At 39.1% G+C, this 25026-nt stretch carries 18 protein-coding genes; 4 read left to right on the top strand and 14 right to left on the bottom strand.

What is annotated here, in order from left to right:
* Positions 1 to 29 precede the first annotated feature (29 nt).
* Together H9L23_RS25665 and H9L23_RS25660 are read left to right on the top strand one after the other, a co-directional pair.
* The gene (locus tag H9L23_RS25665; protein ID WP_187592946.1) at positions 30 to 530 is read left to right on the top strand and encodes an RNA polymerase sigma factor; all 501 of its coding nucleotides are present in this window, start codon (positions 30 to 32) and stop codon (positions 528 to 530) included.
* Between the two features lies 1 nt (position 531).
* Positions 532 to 1137: a hypothetical protein gene (locus H9L23_RS25660; protein WP_187592945.1), complete on the top strand. Its 606-nt coding sequence runs from the start codon at positions 532 to 534 to the stop codon at positions 1135 to 1137.
* Positions 1138 to 1243: 106 nt separating this feature from the next.
* On the opposite strand, the gene H9L23_RS26785 is transcribed toward H9L23_RS25660, so the two are convergent.
* From H9L23_RS26785 to H9L23_RS25610, 11 genes are all read right to left on the bottom strand, one after another.
* On the bottom strand, positions 1244 to 2377 hold the full coding sequence (locus H9L23_RS26785) for an alpha-amylase family glycosyl hydrolase (RefSeq protein ID WP_449428112.1): 1134 nt from the start codon (positions 2375 to 2377) through the stop codon (positions 1244 to 1246).
* On the bottom strand, positions 2344 to 3174 hold the full coding sequence (locus H9L23_RS26775) for a hypothetical protein (protein ID WP_246474793.1): 831 nt from the start codon (positions 3172 to 3174) through the stop codon (positions 2344 to 2346). The genes H9L23_RS26785 and H9L23_RS26775 overlap by 34 nt, the downstream gene beginning before the upstream one ends.
* Before the next feature lie 208 nt (positions 3175 to 3382).
* Positions 3383 to 4759: an MFS transporter gene (locus H9L23_RS25650; RefSeq protein ID WP_187592944.1), complete on the bottom strand. Its 1377-nt coding sequence runs from the start codon at positions 4757 to 4759 to the stop codon at positions 3383 to 3385.
* A gap of 118 nt (positions 4760 to 4877) precedes the next feature.
* Positions 4878 to 6686, bottom strand: a complete 1809-nt coding sequence (locus H9L23_RS25645; protein WP_187592943.1) for an alpha-amylase family glycosyl hydrolase — start codon at positions 6684 to 6686, stop codon at positions 4878 to 4880.
* The gene (locus H9L23_RS25640) at positions 6683 to 9001 is read right to left on the bottom strand and encodes a glycoside hydrolase family 65 protein (protein ID WP_187592942.1); all 2319 of its coding nucleotides are present in this window, start codon (positions 8999 to 9001) and stop codon (positions 6683 to 6685) included. Before H9L23_RS25640 ends, H9L23_RS25645 begins: the two co-directional genes overlap by 4 nt.
* 94 nt (positions 9002 to 9095) lie before the next feature.
* The gene (gene pgmB / locus H9L23_RS25635; RefSeq protein ID WP_187592941.1) at positions 9096 to 9782 is read right to left on the bottom strand and encodes a beta-phosphoglucomutase; all 687 of its coding nucleotides are present in this window, start codon (positions 9780 to 9782) and stop codon (positions 9096 to 9098) included.
* An 82-nt stretch (positions 9783 to 9864) separates the two neighbouring features.
* Positions 9865 to 11796: a glycoside hydrolase family 13 protein gene (locus H9L23_RS25630; RefSeq protein ID WP_187592940.1), complete on the bottom strand. Its 1932-nt coding sequence runs from the start codon at positions 11794 to 11796 to the stop codon at positions 9865 to 9867.
* Positions 11797 to 11867: 71 nt separating this feature from the next.
* Positions 11868 to 12878, bottom strand: coding sequence for a SusE domain-containing protein (locus H9L23_RS25625; protein ID WP_187592939.1), 1011 nt, complete (start codon positions 12876 to 12878; stop codon positions 11868 to 11870).
* Between the two features lie 20 nt (positions 12879 to 12898).
* Complete coding sequence (locus tag H9L23_RS25620) at positions 12899 to 14488, bottom strand: RagB/SusD family nutrient uptake outer membrane protein (protein ID WP_187592938.1); 1590 nt, start codon at positions 14486 to 14488, stop codon at positions 12899 to 12901.
* A 14-nt stretch (positions 14489 to 14502) separates the two neighbouring features.
* A complete protein-coding gene (locus H9L23_RS25615; protein WP_187592937.1) occupies positions 14503 to 17478 on the bottom strand; it encodes a SusC/RagA family TonB-linked outer membrane protein in 2976 nt (991 codons plus the stop codon).
* A 433-nt stretch (positions 17479 to 17911) separates the two neighbouring features.
* A complete protein-coding gene (locus tag H9L23_RS25610) occupies positions 17912 to 18925 on the bottom strand; it encodes a LacI family DNA-binding transcriptional regulator (RefSeq protein WP_187592936.1) in 1014 nt (337 codons plus the stop codon).
* Positions 18926 to 19211: 286 nt separating this feature from the next.
* Between H9L23_RS25610 and H9L23_RS25605 the strand changes: the two genes are divergently transcribed.
* On the top strand, positions 19212 to 19571 hold the full coding sequence (locus H9L23_RS25605) for a response regulator (protein WP_187592935.1): 360 nt from the start codon (positions 19212 to 19214) through the stop codon (positions 19569 to 19571).
* 126 nt (positions 19572 to 19697) lie between these two features.
* Here the strand turns inward: H9L23_RS25605 and H9L23_RS25600 are convergent, their stop codons facing one another.
* Together H9L23_RS25600 and H9L23_RS25595 are read right to left on the bottom strand one after the other, a co-directional pair.
* Entirely contained in the window at positions 19698 to 20048 is a 351-nt protein-coding gene (locus H9L23_RS25600; protein ID WP_187592934.1) for a DUF6717 family protein, read from the bottom strand.
* A 34-nt stretch (positions 20049 to 20082) separates the two neighbouring features.
* Positions 20083 to 20673: a hypothetical protein gene (locus H9L23_RS25595; protein WP_187592933.1), complete on the bottom strand. Its 591-nt coding sequence runs from the start codon at positions 20671 to 20673 to the stop codon at positions 20083 to 20085.
* A 177-nt stretch (positions 20674 to 20850) separates the two neighbouring features.
* Between H9L23_RS25595 and dinB the strand changes: the two genes are divergently transcribed.
* Complete coding sequence (gene dinB / locus H9L23_RS25590; protein WP_187592932.1) at positions 20851 to 21951, top strand: DNA polymerase IV; 1101 nt, start codon at positions 20851 to 20853, stop codon at positions 21949 to 21951.
* 465 nt (positions 21952 to 22416) lie between these two features.
* On the opposite strand, the gene H9L23_RS25585 is transcribed toward dinB, so the two are convergent.
* Positions 22417 to 24891, bottom strand: a complete 2475-nt coding sequence (locus H9L23_RS25585) for a glutaminase family protein (protein ID WP_187592931.1) — start codon at positions 24889 to 24891, stop codon at positions 22417 to 22419.
* Positions 24892 to 25026 lie beyond the last annotated feature (135 nt).

Genomic DNA, 25026 nt, shown 5'->3' with positions numbered 1-25026 from the left:
TGACATACTTATCCAGCAAAAATTAGATTTTGAAAAAAACAGATTTAGAAATAGAATTCGAAGTAAAGTTAAAAGACTATAAGCTTTTGATTTATAAAGTTTGCCGCATGTATGCAAACAACCACGATGATATCCAGGATCTGTATCAAGACATTATCATCCAGCTTTGGAAATCGTACGCCAAATTTAGAGGCGAAGCGAAATTTAGCACATGGTTGTACCGCATTGCCATTAATACTGCGCTTACCAATTTCCGCAAACAGAAACGCAACATTCAAACCAGCGATGTTGAGCTGCAGAACATTCAGATACCCTATGAGGAAGACATAGGACTGAAGGAAGAACAGCATCAACAGCTATATGCCGCCATCCAGCAATTGAACGATGTAGAAAAATCGATCGTGATGCTATATCTCGAAGATAAATCGTATGATGAAATGGAAGAAATTTTAGGCATCAGCAATGCCACACTTAGAGTAAAAATGAACCGTATAAAAGATAAATTAAGAACCTTTACCAACAACAACTAACATGGAACTAGACAACTTTAAAAATAGCTGGAACAGCATATCTGTTGATTTAAACAGTAACGAATTTGATGTTGTAAGCGCAACTAAAAAAGAGATGGAATCACCTTTAAGCAATCTGAAAATAATGTCGAAAAGACAATTGATTACATTGCCCCTACTGATTGTTTTTTTAGCCGTAATGACCGCCACTGTACCCGATATGAAAAAACAGTTATTGGTTTGGATGGCATTTATAGTACTCCCTCTAACAACGATTTATTATTATTTCAATCTTAAACTGATTAATAACCTGGAAAACAGTGAAGGTGCCGTTAAAAACGATTTTCAAAGAAAGGTAAAACAGCTTATTAGCAACAATAACCTATATCTTAACCTTACAAGAGCTGCAATTTTGATACTGGTTGTAACTACGGAAATACTACTCCAAAATAACAATATGGGTTTAATATATGGAATAGAGATTATTAAATCGATCATATTGCCCCTGCGTTTATTGATTTACGCTGGTGTAATCGCCGTACATTATGTAGTCAGCAGGTATTCATTCAATCTGTATTTTGGCCAGTACTTAAAAAGATTGAAAGGTTTGTTGGCAGAAATGGAATAATCCGAATACTTTAAACCTCGCAGGTTTTTAAACGGCGTAGCCCTCAATGAGGCCATTGAAAAATAATATAAGCCACGAATTAAACCTGCTAGGTTTGTAAATAAAATTACTTTAAAGCAGTTTTACTAAAAATATGATATTCACCAGGCGCCAGTGTTTTCGTATACGTACTGGTTGCAAGATTAACGCTGTTCCCAACCGCATCTGTCCAGGCGTCAGCCGTTCCGAAATCGATATTAGCCGTTTGGCTCACTACATCAAAATTACCAACTACCACAACAGTATTGCTTCCTTCGGTTAACTTAATGTATTTAATGGCTCCTGCCAGGTTATAAGTTGAACTGCCTGAATTAAAAATGCTGTTGTTCTTTTTTAACCGGATAAATTTTGCATAAGCATCGTACAAAGCCTTACGGTTTGGATCGCTGTAATAATCCCATTTAATGGGTTTTTCTCCAGTTCTTCCGTTAAAATCGATGTTGATATCGTATCCCAGCTCTCCAAACTGCCAAATCATTTTCGGTCCGGGGATACTGAACAAAAATGCTGCTGCAAGTTCTTCTCTTTTCAAGGAGGTGGCCAGGCTTCCTTTAATTACATAACTGCCTGAAGCGTTTCCATAAGTAATATTCTTATAGTTTAAGCGCTCCTCATCGTGACTTTCGCCGTAAGTAACCAGACCATCAGATTTAGTGAAACCGTGATTAGCATAAAAGCCCCATTGAAAGTTAGAATTATCCAGCCAGCCCATTGTAGCCTCATTCATATTATAATTGAGGTTATTCCAAAGCATCATACCATCATCAGCCAATACCTTTTCTTCTGATTGTTCGGCAAAATGTTCTAAAATCACATAAAAGTTAGGATCTAAACTTTTAATGTAACCGTTATAATCTTTCCATGTCGCAATACGGCCGGCATCATATAACCTGAACTGCGCATCATCAGTTGATTGTTTCTGCGTAAATCCTTTTGAAAGATCGAAACGAAAACCATCAATTTTATATTGCTGCATCCAAAATTTCATCACATCTTTCGAGAATTTTTTAGTCGCCGAACTTTCATGGTTAAAATCGTAACCCACATTGAATGGATGTTTCGCATCAACATTAAACCAAGGACTTGAAGCGGTTGGTTTACTACCATCAAAATACAATTGTACCATTGGAGATTGGCCAAACGAATGGTTCAGCACCATATCCATAATCACGGCAATGCCGCGACCATGGCATTCATCAATAAAGTTTTGTAGCGCGGTTTTGGTACCATAATATTTATCGGGGCGAAATAAAATGAAGGATTATAACCCCAGCTTAAATTCCCTTCAAATTCATTTACCGGCATTAATTCAATGGCATTGATACCCAAACCAGTTAAATAATCGAGTTTGGCCAAGGTTGATGCATAATTATGATCGGCGGTAAAATCGCGGATCAGCAATTCATAAATCACCAGGTTATTTTTATCTGGACGTGTAAAACTGCTATTCTTCCAGGTGTAAACGGGCTGACTGGCCTGCATCACACTTACAATTCCTGTAGTTTTACCTGTTGGGTAAGCTTTTAAGTTTGGGTAAGTAGCAGTAGAAATATATTGATCGTTATCCGGATCAAGCACTTTTTCGCAATACGGATCGGCCAATTTCAGGTTTCCATCTACATAAAATTGATAGGCATACTCTGTAGCTGGATTTAAATTATCGATCTGCACCCACCAATAATTTCCATCGGTCGTGTTTTTCATCGGCGTTGCGCTGGTAGACCAATTGTTAAATTCGCCGATCACTGCAACTGATTTTTTATTGGGCGCATACAGGGCCACAATGGCCGATGTTCCGTTATTGATAAACACCACACCATCTTTGGCTCCCGCGGGCAGATCAGCTTTTTGATCAGTTGGCGTAGGTTCTAAACCACCATCTGATGCTTTTTTACAGGCCGCACTAAATGTTATTACTAATAGTAAAAGGTAAATGATGGTTTTGACTCTTTTTGTTTCGTGCAGGCACGAACCAAGGCGGTTAGTTATTCTTTTCATTTGGTTAGGATTATTATTGGTTTTACTACAGAGAACACCGAATTATCACAGAGCGCACTGAAAATAAATATTTTATGTACTCGGTCTGTGTACCCACAGGCCGAAATCCTCGCTATCTCCTCGGTCTGTGTCCTCACAGACCGAAATATGAGTAATGGACTAAAATCTCGCTAGTGGTTTGTGAGGACACAGACCATGGAGTAGTGTTTTAGACTGATCTATTTTCTTCTACTTCCAGTTTGGAAGTCAAAACTTCATCTGTTTTCTTTGGTTCACGGATAAATAAATAACAGATTATTGCCGCTAAAATCATCAATCCACCGCCTATTTGTACCGCTAAAAGCCTGTCGTTATTCAGTACGTTACGCATGAGCCAGCCAAAACCGAGCGAAGCGATAATTTCTGGCAATACGATAAAGAAATTGAAGATACCCATGTAAATCCCGATTTTATCTTTGGGCAACGATCCGCTTAACATAGCATAAGGCATAGAAAGGATACTGGCCCAGGCAATACCCACGCCCGTCATACACAAATACAACATGTTTTTATCATGCACCCAGGCCACACTGATCAAACCGATTGCGCCACAAATTAAACACAATGCATGGGTAGTTTTGCGGCCAAGTGTATCGGCAATTTTTGGCAAAACCAATGCGAACAGAAAAGTAATTACGCTATAATAAGCAAGGGTTAAACTGCCAAAATCTGCACCATGCGCATAAACCGGATCGGCAGCATCTTTACCTCCGAACACATTAACTGCTACTGCCGTAGTGTAATAAAACCACATTAAAAACAAACCTGGCCAGGTAAAAAACTGTACCAAAGAAACGATCTGCATTCTTTTGGGCATGTTCCTTAAAGCATGAAAAATTTCACGTGCTCCTCCACCAAAACCCTTATTACTTTCTTTTACTTTTTCTTTAAAATCTACATCCTGTGGTGGATACTCTTTAGTGGTAAAAACCGTCCATAATACTGCGGCGAAAAAGAAAAATGCACCGATATAAAAAGAGAATTTTACATTTTCAGGGATATTGCCCTTTTCTGCAGTATTGGTTAAATGGAAAACATTGTTCATGATCCATGGCAAAGCTGAAGCAACACTCCCACCTAAACCGATCATCATGCTCTGCATAATAAAACCACGGTTCACCTGGCTATCAGGCAATTTATCGGTAACAAAAGCGCGGAAAGGCTCCATGGCAATGTTTCCAAAAACATCCAGGATCCAAAGTAATCCGGCAGCCATCCACAAGGCACTGCTATGCGGCATAAAAATGAGCGCAATACTGCTCACAATGGCACCAATCATGAAATAAGGCCTTCTTCTACCCCATTTTGGATGCCAGGTGCGGTCGCTCAGGTAACCGATAACAGGCTGAACCAGCAATCCGGTTAAAGGTGCTGCCAAAAACAATAATGGAACCTGATCGGGATTGGCGCCCAGGTTTTCGTAAATACGCCCCATGTTGGCCCTTTGTAAATCCCAACCGAACTGGATCCCGAAAAACCCAACGCTCATATTAATGATCTGTGCGAGTGTTAGTTTGGGGTTCTCGAATATTGTTTTTAACGTCATTATATCTGGTTTAGTGTTTTACCACCGAGGGCACTGAGTTGTACACAGAGTATACCGAGGTCTAATATACTTTGTGTTTCTCTGTGCTTTTACTTTGTGTTCTCTGTGGTTAATTATTTTAAAATTCTATCACCTGCGCACTAACCGGCGCCAAGGTTACTGGAATGCTTGTTCCCGCGGGAATATTTAATTTTTTATCTGTTAACAGATCTGTAACCGGCAACGAATGTTTAACTTTTAAAATATGATCTGGTATTTCAATATTGGCAGTTAAAGTTCCTGTCCGATCAAAATTGGCCACGACCAGTAAACGTTGTTTGCCAGAAAAACGGATAAAAGCATACATGCGCTTATTCATGTTCCCGGTAACAGGCACTTCATAAATTTCGCCGTTAATTACCGCATCACTTGTTGAAGTTACTTTTAGCAATTGCTGATAATAAGCCCTTAAATTTTGTTGGGAAGTGCTTAATTTTCCTCCATCAAACAATCCTCCGTTCATCCATTTCTGGTGATCAGGAACACCCCAATAATCAAAAATCGTAGTGCGGTTGTCATCGCCGCCAAAACCTTCCTGCCCTTTGCCAGGCTCACCAACTTCCTGTCCGAAATAAAGCATTACCGGACCAGCGCCAAGCGTTGCCGAAACAACCATTGCAGGTAAAGCCAGTTCAGCTTTACCTGCAAATCCTGCCGATGCAATGCGTTCTTCATCGTGATTTTCTAAAAAGCGCAACATGTGTTTGCCAAAACCAGCACTTTCTACCTGCCACACGTGTTTAATCGCTGCTACATCTGCAGTTGGTTCATTTCTGATTAATTTTTTAAGCCCATCGTATAAACCTACTTTGTCGTACAGGTAATCGAATTTACCTTCGTCTAAATATTGTTTGTACACTTTTGGGTTATACGCTTCTCCAAGGAAAATCAGATCGGGATTCACTTTTTTAACCTGTGGAATTACCCAGTTCCAAAATGCAATGGGAACCATTTCGGCCATATCGCACCTAAAACCATCTACGCCTTTATTTGTCCAATAGGTCAAGATATCACGCATTTTAAGCCAAACCGGTGGAATGGGATCAAAATATTGTTTCTCTCCATTTTGATAATCTACCCCATAATTTAACTTAATCGTTTCGTACCAGTCGTCGTATTTTGGCTGTGCAGAAAAAACATTATTACCAGTTGCTTTTGCAGGATTCTCTTCAAACTTAGTATCTTGAAGTGCCGAAAGTGGTGTTTCGTGTCCATTTGTTGGAACCACCAAAGCCTGACCGGGGATATAATAAAAATCGTTTTTAGGACTAAATGCTTTGTTTACCTCATCCTGTGCCCCAAAATCAACTACATCATCTGGTTTTGTATAAGAATGATAACTCCGGGCAACATGGTTAGGTACAAAATCGATCAAAACTTTTAAGTTTTTGGCATGTGTTCTTTTAACCAAAGCCTCAAACTCTTTCATTCTGTTTTTAACATCAACGGCTAAATCAGGATCCACATCATAATAATCGCGGATGGCATAAGGCGATCCAGCCCTTCCTTTTACCACATCGGCATCATCAACCTTGATTCCGTAAGCAGAATAATCGGTTAAGCTGGCGTGGGCAAGGGCACCGGTGTACCAAACGTAATTGGCGTGAAGCGCTTTGATGCCATCGAGCGCCTTATCGGTAATATCGTTAAACTTACCAGAACCATTTTGCTCAATGGTACCGTAAGGGATATTGGTGGTATTTTTATTCCCGAACAAACGGGGCAGTAACTGATATATAACGATCTGTTTATCGTTCATTTTTGTACGCTGTTTTTGTGCAAAGGATGATGTTGAAATAAATAAAAAGAAAATTGCAGCAAAGTAAGCCACCGTTTTAAGATTGCTTCGCATTACATCTTCCATTTTACATTTTACCTCTACAATCATACCAACTCGGCGTTATTTACTTCAATTTCGGCATTTCCAGCCAATTTATAAACCTGATTTCTGATACCGATCTCTAAATCCACAGCTGCATTATTTTTAATGCTGATACCGTTTTCGGTAATATTAATTTTTAAGGTTGCTCCCCTGAAACCGATGGTAAAGGAGAATGATTTCCATTTTTCAGGCAAGAAAGGATTAAACTGCAGTTTACCATCACGAACACGCATGCCCGCAAAACCTTCCACTACGCTCATCCAGGTGCCGGCCATTGAAGTGATGTGCAAACCATCTTCGGTATCGTTGTTATAATCGTCGAGATCTAAACGGGCGGTGCGTAAATAAAATTCGTAAGCACGTGCTTCATCGTTTAATTTAGCGGCTAAAATACTGTGTACGCAAGGCGATAAAGAACTTTCGTGTACAGTACGTGGTTCATAAAAATCGAAGTTACGTTTTAAGGTATCCAGGTCATAATCTTCTTCAAAGAAATACAAACCCTGCAAAACATCAGCTTGCTTAATAAAACACGAACGTAAAATCCTGTCCCAGCTCCATTTTTGATTAATTGGTCTTTCGCTGGCAGGCAAATCTTTAACTAAAGTTTGTTCTTTATCTAAGTAACCATCCTGTTGTAAGAAAATACCTAGTTTTTCATCCTGCGGATAATACATCTTTTCGATAATATCAGCCCAATCGGCAAATTCTTTTTGATCGAAGTTTAAACTTTTTAATAAGCTGTTATATTTTTCCGGCTGCTGTGATTTTACAATTTCGGCAGCTTCGGTGGCATATTTCATACACCATGCGGCCAGAATATTAGTGTACCAGTTATTATTAACGTTATTTTCGTACTCATTTGGTCCGGTTACGCCAAGCATTACATATTGCTGTTTATCGTTGCTCCAGTTAACACGTTGTTTCCAGAAACGGGCGATACCGATCAATACTTCTAAACCGAAATCAGAAAGGTAACTTTCATCGCCGGTATAACGGATGTAATTAAAAATGGCAAAGGCAATGGCACCGTTACGGTGGATTTCTTCGAAGGTAATTTCCCATTCGTTATGGCATTCTTCACCATTCATCGTTACCATCGGATACAACGCTGCACCATCTTTAAAACCTAATTTTGCTGCATTTTCGATGGCTTTGCCCAATTGTTTATGACGGTAAACCAGCAAATTTTTACTTACTTCCTGTGGCGCTGTGGCCAGATAAAAAGGCACACAATAAGCTTCAGTATCCCAATAGGTAGAACCTCCGTATTTTTCGCCTGTAAAACCTTTCGGACCGATATTTAAGCGATCGTCTTTACCGGTATAAGTCTGGAAAAGCTGAAAAATATTAAAACGGATCGCTTGTTGGGCAGAAACATCACCTTCAATAATGATATCACTTTCTTCCCATTTGGTAGCCCATGCTTCGGTTTGTTCTTTCAATAAAGTATCGAAACCTTTGGCAGATGCTTTGGCAATTACCGCTTTGGTTTCTTTTAAAAGTGATTCTTTTGGATAATTTTCGGAAGATAAATTAGCCGCGATTTTAACCAGAGTGATTTCATCGTTTGCTTTTACGTCCACCGAAAAAGTTTGTCCGACGAATTTCTCTTTGCGGACGTCCGATGGATTAATATTTAATTTTTCTTCATTTTTATACAGTTCGATGTTGCTACCAGTGCAAACCTCAAATTCAGTTTTCTTTGTCCTTAATTTGATATAGGCTTCTGTTCCTGAAATTTCATCAGCAACCATATCCCAGAATTTTTCATCGTAATTGCTATCCTGATTTTTAACATCGCCATCAATAAAAGGTGTTAAAGTTAATTTACCCTCGAAATTTAAAGGGGTAATGTTATAGCGGATGGCACCCACTTCATCGTCGGCAATGCTGCAAAAACGTGTCGATTTAATTTTTAAGGTTTTACCACTTTTTAATTTCGCGGTGAAGCTACGCTCTAAATATCCGGCATGCATGTTCAGCACACGTTTAAAATCGCTCACTTCAGCTGTTGCCAGATCCAGGATTTCATCATCGATTTTTACTTCGATACCTACCCAGTTTGCTGCATTTAACACTTTAGCGAAATATTCAGGATAACCATTTTTCCACCATCCCACACGGGTTTTATCAGGATAATAAACACCTGCAACATAATTGCCCGGCAGGGTTTCTCCGGTATAAGTTTCTTCAAAATTGGCTCGCTGCCCCATGCGACCATTGCCCAGGCTGAAAATACTTTCGGAAATTTTATTTAAATGTGGATCAAAGCCTTCTTCGATAATATTCCACTCATCTGCTTTAATGTAGTTTTTCATATTCTAGTATCAGGTAGTTAGTATCAAGTAATTAGTATTAGGTATCAAGATAAATCCACAACTTGATACTTGCTACTTAATACTTGCTACTCCTTTACAACTCTTCTAAATCTTTAACTGTTAATTTATCTAATCCGCTTACTACCACATCTGCCTGGGTGAGTATGCTTTCTTCGCCTATTCCGATGGCTTTCATTCCGCCTCTTTTTGCAGCTTCTACTCCTGCAACAGCATCTTCAAAAACCACACATTCATCGGGTTTAAAACCTAAAAGTTCGGCTCCTTTTAAAAATACTTCTGGATCGGGTTTCGATTTGGTAACCATATTGCCATCTACAATCTCATCGAAGAAATGGGCCAAATTTGTTTTTTCTAAAATGATACCTGAGTTTTTGCTTGCAGAGCCTAAGGCCAGTTTATAGCCGGCTTTGTGTATTTCGGTTAAAAAATCAACCGTCCCGGGTAAAACTTCAGCAGGTGTCATTTTGGTAATCATATCTACATACCAGCTGTTTTTCAAAGTAGCCAGTTCTTCTTTCTCAGCATCGGTTTTCTCTACGCCACCCCAGGCCAAAATCTTATTCAAACTTTCTACGCGGCTAACGCCTTTTAACTGCTCGTTCTGCTCTTCAGTAAAATCGAACCCCATGGTATTGGCCAAACGTTTCCATGCTTTATAGTGGTAAACCGCAGTATCTACCAGTACGCCATCGAGGTCGAAAAGACAGGCTTTGATTTGAGATTTGGGATCTGAGATATGAGATTTGAGATTTTCTTGCATGTTCTTTATTTTTAGTATCAAGTAGTGAGTATTAAGTATCGAGATGTAAAGCTCTATCTTAAACCCTCAACCTTTTACCCTTCTACCTTAATTCCAGTACCAACGTTGTTTTAGCGGGTACTTTAATGTTTTTAAATTCGATGTTTTCGCCGGTAATTACGTTTTTAGCGGAAGTAATTCCTGTTGTTCTTTCGGCGAAGCGATCGGTGTTTAATGTTTTATCTTTCTCTGTATTGTTTACAATAACCATTACAGAGCCTTTTGGTTCGGCATGGTAACGGAAATAAACATAAATATCATCCTGTGGCACAAACTGCATCAATTTACCTGTTTGCAAGGCCGGACTGTTTTTGCGGAAATTAGCCAGTATTTTCACAAAATTGAAAGCCTCAGTCTCTTTATTTGTACGTCCGTCGGCAATGAATTTATCTTTTTTGTCGCCTTCCCATCCCCCTGGAAAATCAGAACGGATTAGCCCATCCGGATTGGAAAAGTTTTTCATCAGGATTTCTGTTCCGTAATACATTTGAGGTATGCCCCGCATAGTTAACAAGATGCTCATTCCCATTTTGTATTTATCAAAATCCTCTCCCACCATCGAGTAAAAACGGCTCATATCGTGATTATCCAGAAAAATACAGTTGGTGTTCGGGTTTTTGTACAGAAAATCGTGCGCAAGGGTTGCATACAAACGGTTAATGCCATCTACCCAACCGTTTTTGCCATTTATGCCTTCATAAATGGCATCTTTTAAAGTAGCATCGGTAATGCCCTGAAGATGGGTATCGAAACCGCGGTTAACGGTATTGCCACCCGTAAAGAAAGCCTGGTTGGCCACCGCGGTCACCAATGTTTCACCAAATACGGATAAGTGTGGAAATTCTGCCTGCAATTTTAAAGCCCAATCGGCCATGTAAACCGGATCGTTATAACCGTAGGTATCCAGGCGTAAACCATCAATACCTGCATATTCAATCCACCAGATGTGGTTTTGAGTCAGGTAATTTTGTACGAAAGGATTACGTTGATTTAAATCGGGCATTGAAGGCACAAACCATCCATCTAACATCTGTTTTCGGTCGGCAGCAGAAGCATGGATATCCATCACCGTTTGATCGCGGTAACTGGTTTGTGTATATTTTGGCCATTGGTTTAACCAGCTTTTCATTGGTAAATCTTTATAAAACCAATGTTGGGTACCAATGTGGTTGTGTACAATATCTTTAATTACTTTTAATCCTTTGGCATGCGCAACCTCTACATATTTTTTGTAAAGTGCGTTAGTACCATAACGGGGATCTATTTTGTAGTGATCGGTTACCGCATAACCATGGTAAGAAGCGTGTGGCATGTCATTTTCTACTTCCGGGGTCATCCAAACGGTCGTAATTCCTAAATCTTTCAGATAATCGAGGTGATTGATTACGCCCTGGATATCACCACCATGGCGGTAGTACATGCTGTCGCGGTTTAATGCGGTTTCGGTTAAGCCCTGCACCACATCGTTGCTTTTATCGCCGTTCGAAAAGCGATCGGGCATCAGCAGGTAGATAAAATCTTTGTTGGTTACACCCTGAATCCTGCCTGCGCTTTTATCGCGGTTTTTTAATTCGTAGGTGTAAGTAAATATCTTTTTTCCGTTAACGGCAAAGTTAATCGGGAATTTTCCGGCTTTAGCCGCCGGAGCAATTATTAAATCGAGAAATAAATAATTCGGGTTTTCAACTTTGTTAACCTTTACAAGTTTTACCCCCGGATAAGTTAAGGAAACCGAGCTTGAAGCAATGTTTTCGCCATGAACCAGCAATTGCAACATAGGATTGTGCATGCCTGTAAACCAGAACATCGGTTCTACCCGTTCAAGCTTTTGGGCAAACAGATTGATGCTGCTAAATATCGCAAAAAGTATAATAAGTATTTTTTTAAATCCCCGCGCATTTGCAAGGATTGTAGTTTGAGCATTTAAAGTAGAAGTAACGGATGAAAACGTATTGGAAGTAAGTGATTTTATCATGCTAAAACTTTATAAGGTTTAAAACCCCTGCAAAGATCAAAAAATCTAAGCAGGGGGATTTTAGTTAATGATTAATTTTTAACAATGCTGTATGAAGGTACTTTGGTATTAAGGGTTATAGTGTAGTTTCCTGCTGCTGCAATTTTTAAATTGTCGCCATTAGTTTGGAATTTACCATCTTTAACGCCTAAATTATTATCCCATTTATGATCCTCTCTAAATTTGTATTCACCAGCAGTTAAATTCAGTGTGATTTTCCAGCTTTCAGACCCATCGTTTGTATATTTCATGTCGGTATCAGTACCCCAGCCACCAGGGGTTGCCTCCCCAATTACTGACCATGGCTTTATGTTTTCCATTTTCCAAGTTTTATCATTGGTGTTAAAGGTTAACTTTTTTAAACCTTCAGTCAGAACATCAAAATTACCACCTTGATTAGAAAATTTCCCGCCACCATTGTCTGCATATTCTGAAGTCCAGTTTTTCGCTGGTGTAACCTTGAATAGCAATTTACCTGTAGGAAAATTAATAATACCAGTATAAATTCCATTACTGGTTAGTGATACCAAACTATCGGCAGTTGCCGGAATCCAATCCTGATAAGCACCGGGAACATAAACCCAGGCTGATGCCAGATAAGGCTTAGCGGTTAACGTAATTACATTTGAATAAGTTAAATCGTTTACTGCTGCGCCCGATTTTAACCTTACCTCAATCTGTGCAGTCTCTCCAACTTTGCCACCTAAGGCCAAAATCATCGTGTTGAAGTCGGTTACGGTTGGGGCATAAGTTTTTGCGGTAACCACTACTTCTTTCGGAGCAGCGAAATTAGTGCCTTTTAAAGCGAACTGTAAGGTGGAGTTTACCGGCACCACGTAACCTGATGAAGTAGCCAGTGGAAAGCTTAATGTTAATGCGGCCTGCGCACCATTTGCCTGTACTAAACTCAAGGTAGTAGCAGAAGCCGTAAGTGTGCCTGCTGCCCCAATAGTTGAAACCGTTTGGGTTTCGTCTTTTTTACACGACCAAAGCGATAGTGCTACAAAGCAAAGGGCTAAGGTTTTGAAAAATATTGATTTCATATCTTATTAAAATATTAAGATTAATAACCTGTGTTTTGAACCAGATTCGGATTGGCAATTAAATCTGCCGCCGGAAGTGGATAGATGTTGCGGTAAGCTGGAATAGATGTTCCGGCTTTAACCCCACCTTTAAATGGCCATAAGTAAGTACCACCGGTAAACTTGCCATAACGTACTAAATCGGTACGACGGTGACCTTCCCAGTATAATTCGCGGCCACGCTCATCCAGATAAAAATCGACAGTTAAGGCGGCTGGAGTCAGATTACCTGACGCATTGCCATAAGCACGTTGACGTAAGGCATTAACATAGCTAAGCGCTGTATTAGCATCACCACCTGAACCACCACGGGCAACAGCTTCTCCGTAAATCAAATACTGTTCGGCCAGGCGGAAAATGGCAAAATCCAAAGAGCTGAATGTTCCATTTAACGATGGAGGTATGGTACTTGTACCAATGATGTTTTTAAACTTTGTAACACGCAATCCATCGGTAAAAACACCAACTTCATCAACTGTATTTTTTGCACCGAAAAAAGTACCGCGTTTATCTAAAGTTCCGTTTGCATCAGGAAATAATGCCGGCAAATTCTGACGGGTCCTGTTACCGCCCCAACCACCGTTTGGCACACCATAAGAAGCTGTACCCATATCGGCATTAATACCTGCATTGATCAGGAATGTAGTGCCTCCATAATTGGTACCTGTTACGCCATCATAATTAATGGTTAAGATGTTTTCGGTATTATTGATGTTGTTATCCGCTTTAAAAAGATCCATATAATTGGATTTTAGGCTATAACCAGCAGCAATCACCTTGCTTGAGTAAGTAATGGCTTCAGTATATTTTGCTGTACCGGTATACACCTGTGCATTTAAATATAACCTGGCCAGTAAAGCCCAGTCAGCACCTTTATCTGCACGGCCATATTCGTTGCCACGCGCATTTGCCAAATCACCTTCAATTGCTTTTAGTTCTGATTCGATATAAGTAAAAAGAGCTGCTCTCTGAATTTGTTTTGGTGCAACTTTACCGATATCATCATTTTCGGTAACAAAAGGCGGATTACCAAAGGCATCTAAAAGTACCCAATATTGATAAGCTCGTAAAAACCGGGCTTCTGCACGGTATCTGGTAATATCTGCAGCATCGGCACCTGTAATGTTACGTGAAGCCAATTTCTCAGGTGTACTTTCGCGAAGAAATTCGTTACAAACCGTAATCTGTAAAATACTTCTCGAGTATAATCCCCTTAAAAACTGGTTATCTACACTTGGCGTGCTGTAATCCAACTCCGGAATACCCGTATCTCCCCAGGCACAGATTGCCTCATCGGTTACCAGCTCTTGTGAAGTCCAGAATAAACGCAGGAAATCTGCGAAGCCAGAGTTCAATCCACCAATATCACTGTTATCCGATCCGGTAGAACTGGTTAATGCATAAGCTGCATATAGTTTAACCAAACCTTGTTTATAACCTGCGGGAGTAGCATAAACGGTTGCCGCTGTAACATCGTTAGTGGGCAATACGTTTAAATTTTCATTTTTGCATGAATTTAATGACAACAATAAAACACCTGATGCCAATATTATTTTAAATGAGTTTTTCATTTTTTGTCTCCTTATTAAAAACCAACATTAAAACCTAAAGTATACGTGCGTGGGCGCGGATATAGGTTATAATCAATACCACCGCTCAACTCAGGATCTATACCATTGTACTTAGTTACGGTAAAAACATTTTGGCAGTTTGCCGATATTCTTAACGAGGCTGTTCCGGTTTTAGATAACTTGCCGGCATTGTAAGAAATACCTGCATTGTCCATTTTCAGGAATGAAGCGTTTTTAATATAATAATCGCTCAAAAACTGGTTGTTCTGGAAATTGGTTGCCAGAAAATCTGTAGATGCGTTGTTAATAACACCTGCCGGACTTAAGATATTTGCCCTCACACCAAAGTTTGAAGAAACGTTATCATATATATAATTGCCAAAGTTTGCCCTAAGTGATGTGGTAAAACTCCATTTCTTGTAAGAAAAAGAAGTATTGAAACCCAGGGTAATGTTCGGATCAGGAGATTTATAAAAATACTGATCGCTGGTATTGATCACGCCGTCTTTATTCAGATCTTCATAAACACCTTCTAAAGGTTTTCCATCAGCATTATATACCTGTTTGTACACGAAAAACGATCCGGGAATCTGGTTAACCGCATTGTATTTTAAGGTAACACCGGTACCACCTGTAATATCGCCAGCACCAACTTTCGAAGCCGGATCAGGGTTTAAGGTTAAATTGGTTACTTTTCTTTTGTTGTATGCAATGTTTACACCAAAATCCCAGCTGGTGTTTTCGGTTTTAATTGCCGAGAAATTTAAGCTTCCCTCAACACCTTTAACATCCATATTACCCACATTTGTAGTTAACTCGTTGTTAAAGTTGGTACCAACCGGAATATTGATTTTGCTTAATAGATCAGAGGTTTTTTTGTAATACACATCGATACTTCCGTACAAACGGCCTTTCATAAAACCATAATCCAAACCAGCATTGTAAGTGGTAGTCGTTTCCCATTTCAAGTCAGGATCGTAAGCTGCAGGAGTATAATAGTTGTAAAAAGTATTGCCGATCTGGTATTGGCCGGTATTGCTGTTGGCATAATATTTTGAAAGGTAATCGTAATAACCGATACCATCTTTATTACCTGTTTGACCGTAACTTAAACGGAGTTTTAAATCAGAAACTGATGTACTGTTTTTCAAGAAATTTTCGTTCGAAATTCTCCAGGTAAAAGCAGCCGAAGGAAAATAACCCCAGCGGTTTTTCTCTGCAAATTTAGAAGAAGCATCAGCCCTTAATGTTCCGGATAAAATATATTTATCGGCCAGGGTGTAAATAAACCTTCCGTAGTAAGAAAGTAATTTATCGCGATCGGTAGAGAAAGGGAAAACAGGAGTAACCAAAGCTTCGCCGGTTCCTTTGTAAGAAGTAAAATTGAAACCGGTTTTTGAGTTATCGTAATAACCGTAACCTGCAGTTACATCAAAACGGCTTTTAATACTTTCTACCGTATGTGCATAGTTTAAGTAAAATTCAGAAAGTTTGTTGGTTTCTGTATTCAAAGAATTGGTATATGATCCTGAAGTTGAAATACTCTGTGCGGCATAAACAGGAACACGTACCTCACCATAACCTTTAGATAAATCGTAACCTAAATTTAAATTGGCGTGCAATTCTGGTAAAAAATGGAAAGAGTAATCGAAACGTGCATTACCAAAACTTCTTTCGGCATTACCGTTATTATCGTTCAACCTGATTAAACCTACCGGGTTGCGCGGTGCATTCGGGTTTACCGTACCGTCGCTTCTTAACCATTCGAAATAGTTACCAAAGTTATTGTTTGCATTTACCGATTGTGTTGGATCGAACTGAATAGCGGCACCCACACCACCTGCGTTAGCAAAATGAGACTGGGTTAAAGCACCTTTTAAGTTTAAGTCGATTTTTAAGTGATCCTGAAATAATTTTGGCGAAATGCTGATTGCACCAGTACCACGCGAAAAATGATCGGTAATTAAAAGACCTTGCTGATCTAAATAACCAGCAGAAACACGGTAAGGAACGCCTTTAAACGAGCCTGCAATGCTTAAACTGTTATCGGTAGAAAATGCATTCTGATAAATTTCATCCTGCCAATCGGTATTCGAACCGCCTAGTAACGAAGTAAATTTTTTACCATCATCATAACTTGCATTTGGATTCGCGTTTACGAAATCGCGGATCTGACCTGAAGAAAGAATATCGACCTTTTTAGCAACCGTAGCAATAGAATTGTTGGTGCTAAAGTTAAACACTGGAGCACCTGACGCACCTTTTTTGGTGGTAATTAAAATTACCCCGTTTGATGCCCGCGAACCATAAATGGCTGTTGCATTTGCATCCTTTAAAACAGTAAAGGTTTCGATATCGTTCGGGTTAACCAATGATAACGGGCTTGGCGCATTACCGATAGAGTTACCGCTGAATGGCACTCCGTCAATTACAATCAAAGGATCGTTACTTGCATTAAGTGAAGCACCTCCACGGATACGGATGGTACTTCCTACCCCTGGCTGACCGCTATTTGAAATAATGTTTACGCCAGCTACCTTACCCTGGATCAATTGTTCAGGTGTAGTAATGGTACCTTTTTGAAAATCTTTCGAATTTACGGTTGTGATAGAACCGGTTAGGTTTTTCTTTTCAGCTGTACCGTAACCAATTACCACTACCTCGTTCAGTTTTTGGGCATCGGGCACCAATTGAAAACTAACAGTCGCATTTGCCGAAACGCTAACTGTTTTATCAAGGGTTTGATAACCGATAAAACTTGCCGATAGGGTAACCGAACCATTCGATAAACCTGCAAGTTTAAAAACACCATTGCCATCTGTCGATGTACTTCTTGTTGTACCTTTTACAATTACAGAAGCACCGGGCAGTGGCAGGCCGGTTTCGTCAAGCACTTTACCAGATACTGATCCGGTTTGTGCTTTTACCATTAATGCTGAAAAAACCAACAGCACCAAAAGCCCCTGTTTTAACAGGTAAAATACTCTCATATTTGAAGCTCGTTTAAGTATAAAAATTTGGTTAAATATTATAGTGATTTACACATAGGCCTAATTTACAGCTGTTAATGAGATTTCAAAATTTATTTAAAAAATATATTTCGGATAAAAAACGGGGTTTCAAAAACATCACAAAATAAGACTTTTAGACTAGCCTAAAAAATCACATTAATTAATTGTTAATTTATTATTTAATTGATTATCAATTAAATAAAAATGTTAAATTTGATTTTAAAGTGTAAATTTTACACTAAGCCATTTTCAGGGTGTTTTTCGGGAACGTTCCCGAAAAAGATAGATCAAAATTCCGTCATCTTTCGGGAACGTTCCCGAAAATCGGTCAGAATTCTGCGTATTTTACACTAAGTGAAGAATTTTTTTGAAAAAATAAGGCTTTAAAAACGGCTGTTTTTTGGAGATTTTTTTAGCCTTTTGAAGTCGAATTCCGCTTGATAATTGTGGAGGTTAAAACCACCTCTTTCGACTGGTTTTTATCGGCATTATCATCCAAAATGGTGAACAATAATTTGGCGGCCTGCTCCCCTATTTCTATAGCGGGCTGGGTAATGGTGGTGAGCGAAGGATTTAACAGTGGCGCAATCTCCAGACTGGAGAAACTGATCACTTTTAAATCTTTAGGGATGCTGATGTTGAGATCGTAACAGGCATAATAAGTGGCAAAAGCCAAACGTTCTACCGAGGTAAAAATACCATCTGGTTTTAATTGTATTAGGGCGTCTTTTATAATTACGCTATTTTCTTCGTAACTGTTGCTGCAATCTACAATCAGGTTTTCTTCAAAAGGTACCCCGTGTTTGGCAAGTGCATCAATATACCCCTGCATACGCGTTTTACCAATGGATAAACTTTTATTTACCACCAGGTATGCGATCCTTTTGCAACCTTGCTCTATTAAATGTTCTGTGGCCAGAAAACTGCTGTTATAATCGTTGGTAATTACCCTGGGCGTTTTAATGTCTTCGTAAATCCTGTCGAAAAATACCAGCGGTAACCGCTTTGCTCCGAATTTATTCAGGTAATTGTGATCGTTAGCCTCGCCCGAAACCGACATCACAATCCCATCTGCCCTGCCATTATGCAAGTGGCGGATAAAAGTAACCTCTTTTTGATAATCATCGTCGGTTACATAAATGAGAATATGGTAACCATTTTCCCTCGCCACCCGTTCGATACCGTGAATGGCCTGCGAAAAATAGTTGTTGGCCAGCTCAGGAACAATAACAGCAATGGTTTTACTTTTCTGCTCCCTTAAGTTACTGGCATAATGGTTAGGCTGGTAGTTTAATTCTTTAGCCTTGGTGAGTATAAGTGCCTTAGTAGCGTAACTAATGTCGCTATTATCCCTAAATGCCCTCGAAATTGTAGAAGTAGATAGATTTAAAGCTTCTGCTAACTTCTTAATATTTATACTATCCATTTTTGGCTATTAAACCTAATTCAATTGAATTAACGCTGTAAATATAAAATATTAATGTACGAATATGCATGATGTATAATAAATTATCAGTTAATTCACCATAATGAGAATAAAAGAACCAGCTTCTGTTGCTTGACATTAGTCAATATTTGAGATAAAATTCTTTAAATAAATATTCGTTTTTTTTAAAACAAAAAGCATCTTTACGGCATTAATCATATACGCCATCAATCATCTTCTCATTTACCTATTGCGAAACAAAACTATATGGAAATAAAATTACAAAATGGGAAATAAGAAAATACTCATTGCAGACGACGACGAGGGTATTGTTGATGCTGTAACGATGATTTTGGAAGTGATGGGCTACGATGTTGAATTTACCTATGATGGCGGGGCTGTAATTGATGCAGTTAAAAACAGACCAGATTTAATTTTGCTCGATATCTGGATGAGCGGTCATGATGGAAGAGACATCTGCAAACAGCTAAAAAACGATCCTGAGTTTAAGGAAATTCCCATTTTAATGATTTCTGCAAGCAGGGATATCAGGCAATCAGCGCTTGATGCGGGCGCAAACGACTTTATGGAAAAACCATTTGAGATGGATTCGTTATTAAACAAGGTAGATATACTGTTGAATTAGTGTATTAACAGATAGCTTGTTAAGATCTTAACACTAAAATATATTCATCGTTATTTTTTGACCACCTAAGCCACCTTAGAACATCTGAGTTTGATTAATCATAATAAAGACCGTTAAATAAATTGTCTATATCTCTTTAAAGTAAATCTTTTCAGGCAGCTGTTTAAAAACAAATTCGGTTACGTTACATAACCACAGTTTATGATTTTTAAATTCGCCCCTAAAACTTTCTAACATATAATCTCCCCCACCGCCCAGGTTTTCTTCGCGTACGTAAACCAGGTTTAAAATTTCCGCGTTTTGTATTTGCTCATCGGCCATAAGCAGTTTACATTCATTTTCTGCAGCAGCTATCCAGTTTAATAGTTCATCAGCACCTTCTACCATTTGTAAATCCTCAATATTCCCGCCCCATTCGGGTATATCAGCGTACCATTCATATTTTGCATTTTTATAAAAGCGGATTGCTCTTTCCATATTTTTTTAAAGAAAAGTAAAAATTATTCTAAAATTAATTCGCAGATTTATATTGAACAGTACATGAAAGGCTATCCACAAAATTATCTAATGGCTGTAGATTAGCTAGTTTTTTAACTATAAATATGCTATCAACAGCCTTCCCTGCCACTATCTTAATGTGTTTTTCACAAATAGCATCAGCAGTCCAAAGGTTGAGCGTTATTGGTTTTCCCTTTAACCGGTAATAGGTTTTTCCCTCGTTAATTTCTTTTAAAGGGGGTAGTACAGCTTCACTTTCATCCCAAAATTTTGGCAGGTTATATCTGCTTTTAACGGTAAGGTAAGCGTTACGGTCAAGATCAAACCCAAATACCTTTGATGCATTAATCTGTTCATTATAATCCCCTAGGATAATATCTTTTAGGGTACCAGGTTCTGATGGGTACAAGGCAATATAATAGTCGGTGAAATCACCAGAAAAGTCAGCGACAACCTTATGTGGATTCTGTGTTTTTTTGGGGAGTTCCAATAACTCATGATAGCTGCGAACAATCATCACTTTTTTTGATACCGTATTTTTGGTTTGGGGAGAATGACTAATATTTATAAAAAGAAGCGATAAACAGACGGATAAAAGTTTCATAATATAATTTGGTTAATTACTTGACACATTTATTAAAAGGTACTGATTTTGAATTGGATATTATTTCAGAAACTGTATTACTAATTATCTCGATAATCAATAATATTTTCATTTTATGTAAAGAAAAAAATTCTATTTCAATAATACTAAAAAAAATAGCGAAATTTAGCTATTCTCATGTCTGATGAAACACCAATAGTTTTAAGAAAGATTATCCACATTGATATGGATGCTTTTTATGCGTCGGTAGAACAACGCGATTTCCCTGAATACAGGGGAAAACCATTGGTGGTTGGAGGTAAACCTGATAGTCGTGGAGTGGTATCAACGGCAAGTTATGAAGCCAGACAATACGGAATCCGTTCGGCCATGCCCTCCAGCAAAGCCTATCAGCTCTGTCCATCTGCCATTTTTGTATATCCACGTTTTGATGCCTACACGACCGCTTCTAAAGCCATCAGGGAAATTTTTAGCCGTTATACCGACCTCATTGAGCCTTTATCGTTAGATGAGGCATTTCTTGATGTTACTGAAGATAAACTCGGTATCGGCTCGGCCATTGATATTGCGCAATCGATTAAAGATGCGATCAAAAACGAACTAAACTTAACGGCATCGGCGGGAATTTCAACCAATAAATTTGTGGCCAAGGTAGCTTCGGATATGAACAAACCTGATGGTTTAACGTTTATCGGCCCATCAAAGATCGAAGCCTTTATGGAAAAGCTCCCGGTTGAGAAGTTTTTTGGCGTGGGTAAGGTTACAGCGGCAAAAATGAAGGCCATGCAGGTGAATACGGGTGCTGACCTGAAAAAACTAACCGAGGAACAACTGGTTGCCCAGTTCGGTAAATCGGGCAGGTTTTATTATAAAATTGTTCGTGGGATAGACGACCGGCCTGTGAGGGCGAACCGTGAAGCGAAATCGGTGGGTGCAGAAGATACTTTTGCAGAGGATACGAATGAAGATTCGGTGATGCACGATCTGCTGAAACAAATCAGCGAGATTGTATCGAAACGATTGGAAAAACATCAGTTAAGCGGTAAAACGGTAACGTTAAAAATAAAATTTTCGGATTTTAAGATCATTACCCGCAGCAGGTCTTTTGCTATACCAGTTAATAAGGCGGAGGTGATTTACGCGGAAGCGATTAAACTTTTGAAGGAAGCGGATATAGGGGTAAGCCAGATTAGGCTTCTGGGGATTACGTTATCACGGTTTTATGATGATATTGAGATTGACAAAACGGAGAATAACCAGTTGGAATTTGAGTTTTAGGTATGAATGGTAAGTGGAGACACATACCGTAGCAAAAGAAACATCGTCATTACGATCTGATAGCTATCGGATGGAGCGTACCGATCCTTCATCCGTAGCGGAATGGAGAAATCCGTTAAGTTTATTTAAGCCAGCCTTACAGATTTCTCCATTGTAGTCGAAATGACGATTTATCGCAGTCGATAACTAACGTAGTTTTTTGACCATATAAGGCATTTAAGAAACATATAAGTTCATGTATTCCAGAACAAGAAAAGTTCGTCATTTCGACTGAAGCGCAGCGGAATGGAGAAATCTGTTAAGTTTATTTAAAATTTAAACCAGTCTTACAGATAAGATGAATAAAAAAACACCCCGTCCTGCGGACACCCCTCTGAAAGAGCGGAATGGAGGGAACGCTGGGAATGAAAAAGGTCCTGCAAATTAATGCAGGACCTTTGTGCTAATTTTAAGGGGCTGAGATCTTTACTTACTATTCAACTTATCGGCAAGCATTTTCATATAGAAACCGCCAACCACACTACGGGCTTTAAAGTTATCGCGAATACCGGTATTCGAATCATAAAAATCGTTCAAAGGCACTCTCGATTCTGTTTCGATAGCGTGTTTATAAACCGGATGCACCAAAGCCTCGAATTCTTTTTGGGTTGGCGCAAAAGTAGCCGTCCATAAAATCCAGTCGTTTTTGGTATAGGCTTTTCTGCTATCCAATGGAATACCATACCTGTTTTGCTTGGTTAGGTAATATTTGGTTTCGGTATCGTAGATTTTCTGTGGAAACAGGTTCAAGTTTAATACTTTATCCCAAACCAGGTTATATTTCTGGCTCCAGGTATCTTTATTATCAAAAGTTAAAGCATAGTGATCGCCGGCATCGGCCATCTCAATCCATTTTGGAACCATACTTTCGGCAATTTCCCTGTATTTTTTGGCCACATCATCATATCCCAATGTTTTCGCCATTTGGGCATAACAGGCAATACCTACAATTGCTTTTACCGATAAATTGGCGTTACGCGCCAGGTGACCAGCAAAATCATCGGTACATAACTGTGTTTTTGGATCTAAACCTTCTTTGGTTAAATAATCAACCCAGGTAGTCAGGGTTTTCCAGTGTAATTTAGCGTAACCGGCATTTCCCTGTGCTTTGGCAATGGCAGCTGTTAAAATAATCATGTTGCCCGATTCTTCAACCGGCATGGGCTCACCATAGGTTTGTCCGTTGGCCAATGGGTAGGTGCCCAAATCGTGTGCTGCCCAGGGATGTGGATATTTTCCGCTTTCGCTGAAATAGAAAATACCGTTTAACATGCCCTGTAATAACTGCGGATTATAAATGAGGTACAATGGTGCCGAAGGATAGGTAACATCTACCGTATTGATAAAACCGCCACTGTTGTTTTCTTTCGATAACCACAAAATTTCTCCCTGCTGACTTTTAACTAAAGTATGCGCTGCAATGCTCTGACGGTAACCTAAAACACAAAGATCGGCATATTCTTTACCGCCTGATTTTAATGCATCGGCATATAAGGTTTTATTAAATGCTTCGCATTTCTGGATGACTGCTTTATATTCGTTAGCGGCAGCGGTTAACTGATTTTCCATGGTTTCTTTACCAGAAGTATTCCACCATGGCCTTAAATTTTTGTTGAAGTATTGAACAGAATAAATTTCATCGTAACCGAGTTCTACATATTTTTCTACCGCAGCCTTACCTACTGTACCAAAAGGAATAATGGTATTAAGCGCCAGCATTTTACCCTGTTTAGCAGTCGAGGCTGAGTTGCCTTTTCTAAAAGCATCGGCAGCATCTTTCTCGGCAGTTACAAACTGGATGGCATTACTGGTTTTTGGAGCAGCCACATAAAAATAGCCCCAATCGATACGCATATCATCGCTCGCTTTTTGAAGGACAGGCTGCTCTACCGTTCCCGTTTTTAATACCGATAATTTAGAAGTTGCGTATTTGGTTGCGGTAACTTCTTGCGTAGGACGGTAAACAGCGATGTTAGACGAAGCACTTAAATACACTTTTACCTGGTGCGTTTTGCCATCATTGGCTTTAACCTGGTAAGAAACATAAGATACCGGGCGTGCAAACAAACCTAAATCGTTCATTAACAGTGGAGAGGTAAAGGTTAATTTTAAATCAATCTTACCGCAGGTAAAGTTATAAATGGTTTGTGTAGCATTAATATCGACACTTTTTTGCTTGGCAACCTGTACCTTTTCGGCATTGTCTTTTAACTTTTCCACTAAACCAAAATCGAGGAACCGGCCACCTGCGGTATTAATCAGGTGGATCGCAATTACATTCGATCCTGCTTTTAAGGCATTTTTATCGCCATTGCTTAAAGCAATGTATTGGAAACTGTTTGTCCAGCCTTCTTTGGTGTAAATTTTCTTTCCATTTAAATATACTTCGATGTTGTCATCGTGGTTTATTTTCAGGAACAATTCGTTTATGGAAGCAGGATTGGCCACATTAATGGTTCTTCTTACCCAGATATCGTGCGATTTCCAAAGTGTTTTTACGTTTTTGGCATCATCGCCAATTGGTGCAGCACCTGTTTGCCAGTTGCTGGCCGTATAATTTGCAGCTTTCCAATCGCCCTGCGGCTCGCTTTCGGTATATTTTACTTCGTAAGCTTTTTCATCAGATGCAGGTACAATGGTTTTATATGTAGTAGTTTCTTTGCCTAGAAAACGATAAATACTGCCATCAACGTTAATCATGCCTAAAAGAGACTGATCTGCACCCGTCCAGTGCTGGGTAGAAGATTCGGTTAATTTATCGGTGTTAGACCAGATACTGAAATAAGTGTTGTGCGTAATTAAAGGGTAAGCAGGTGCCTTTCGCTCCTGTGCTTTTAGCAAACCACCGACTAACATGCAGCCGAGTATGCCTAAAAATTTTAAAGAATTGGTTTTGTTCATAATTTGTGTGTGTATTGAGGTACGATCTTATATTCTGGTTAGATTTGACGTTTAGTTAAACGTTTTACTAATGTATAAAATATAATTTACTTTTGACAAGAGAATTCATTTTTTAATTGTCTAAATGACATTTAA

Source organism: Pedobacter roseus (genome assembly GCF_014395225.1).
Taxonomy (GTDB): domain Bacteria; phylum Bacteroidota; class Bacteroidia; order Sphingobacteriales; family Sphingobacteriaceae; genus Pedobacter; species Pedobacter roseus.
Note: the sequence above shows the minus strand (reverse complement) of the source record. Positions and strands in the feature narration are given on the sequence as shown.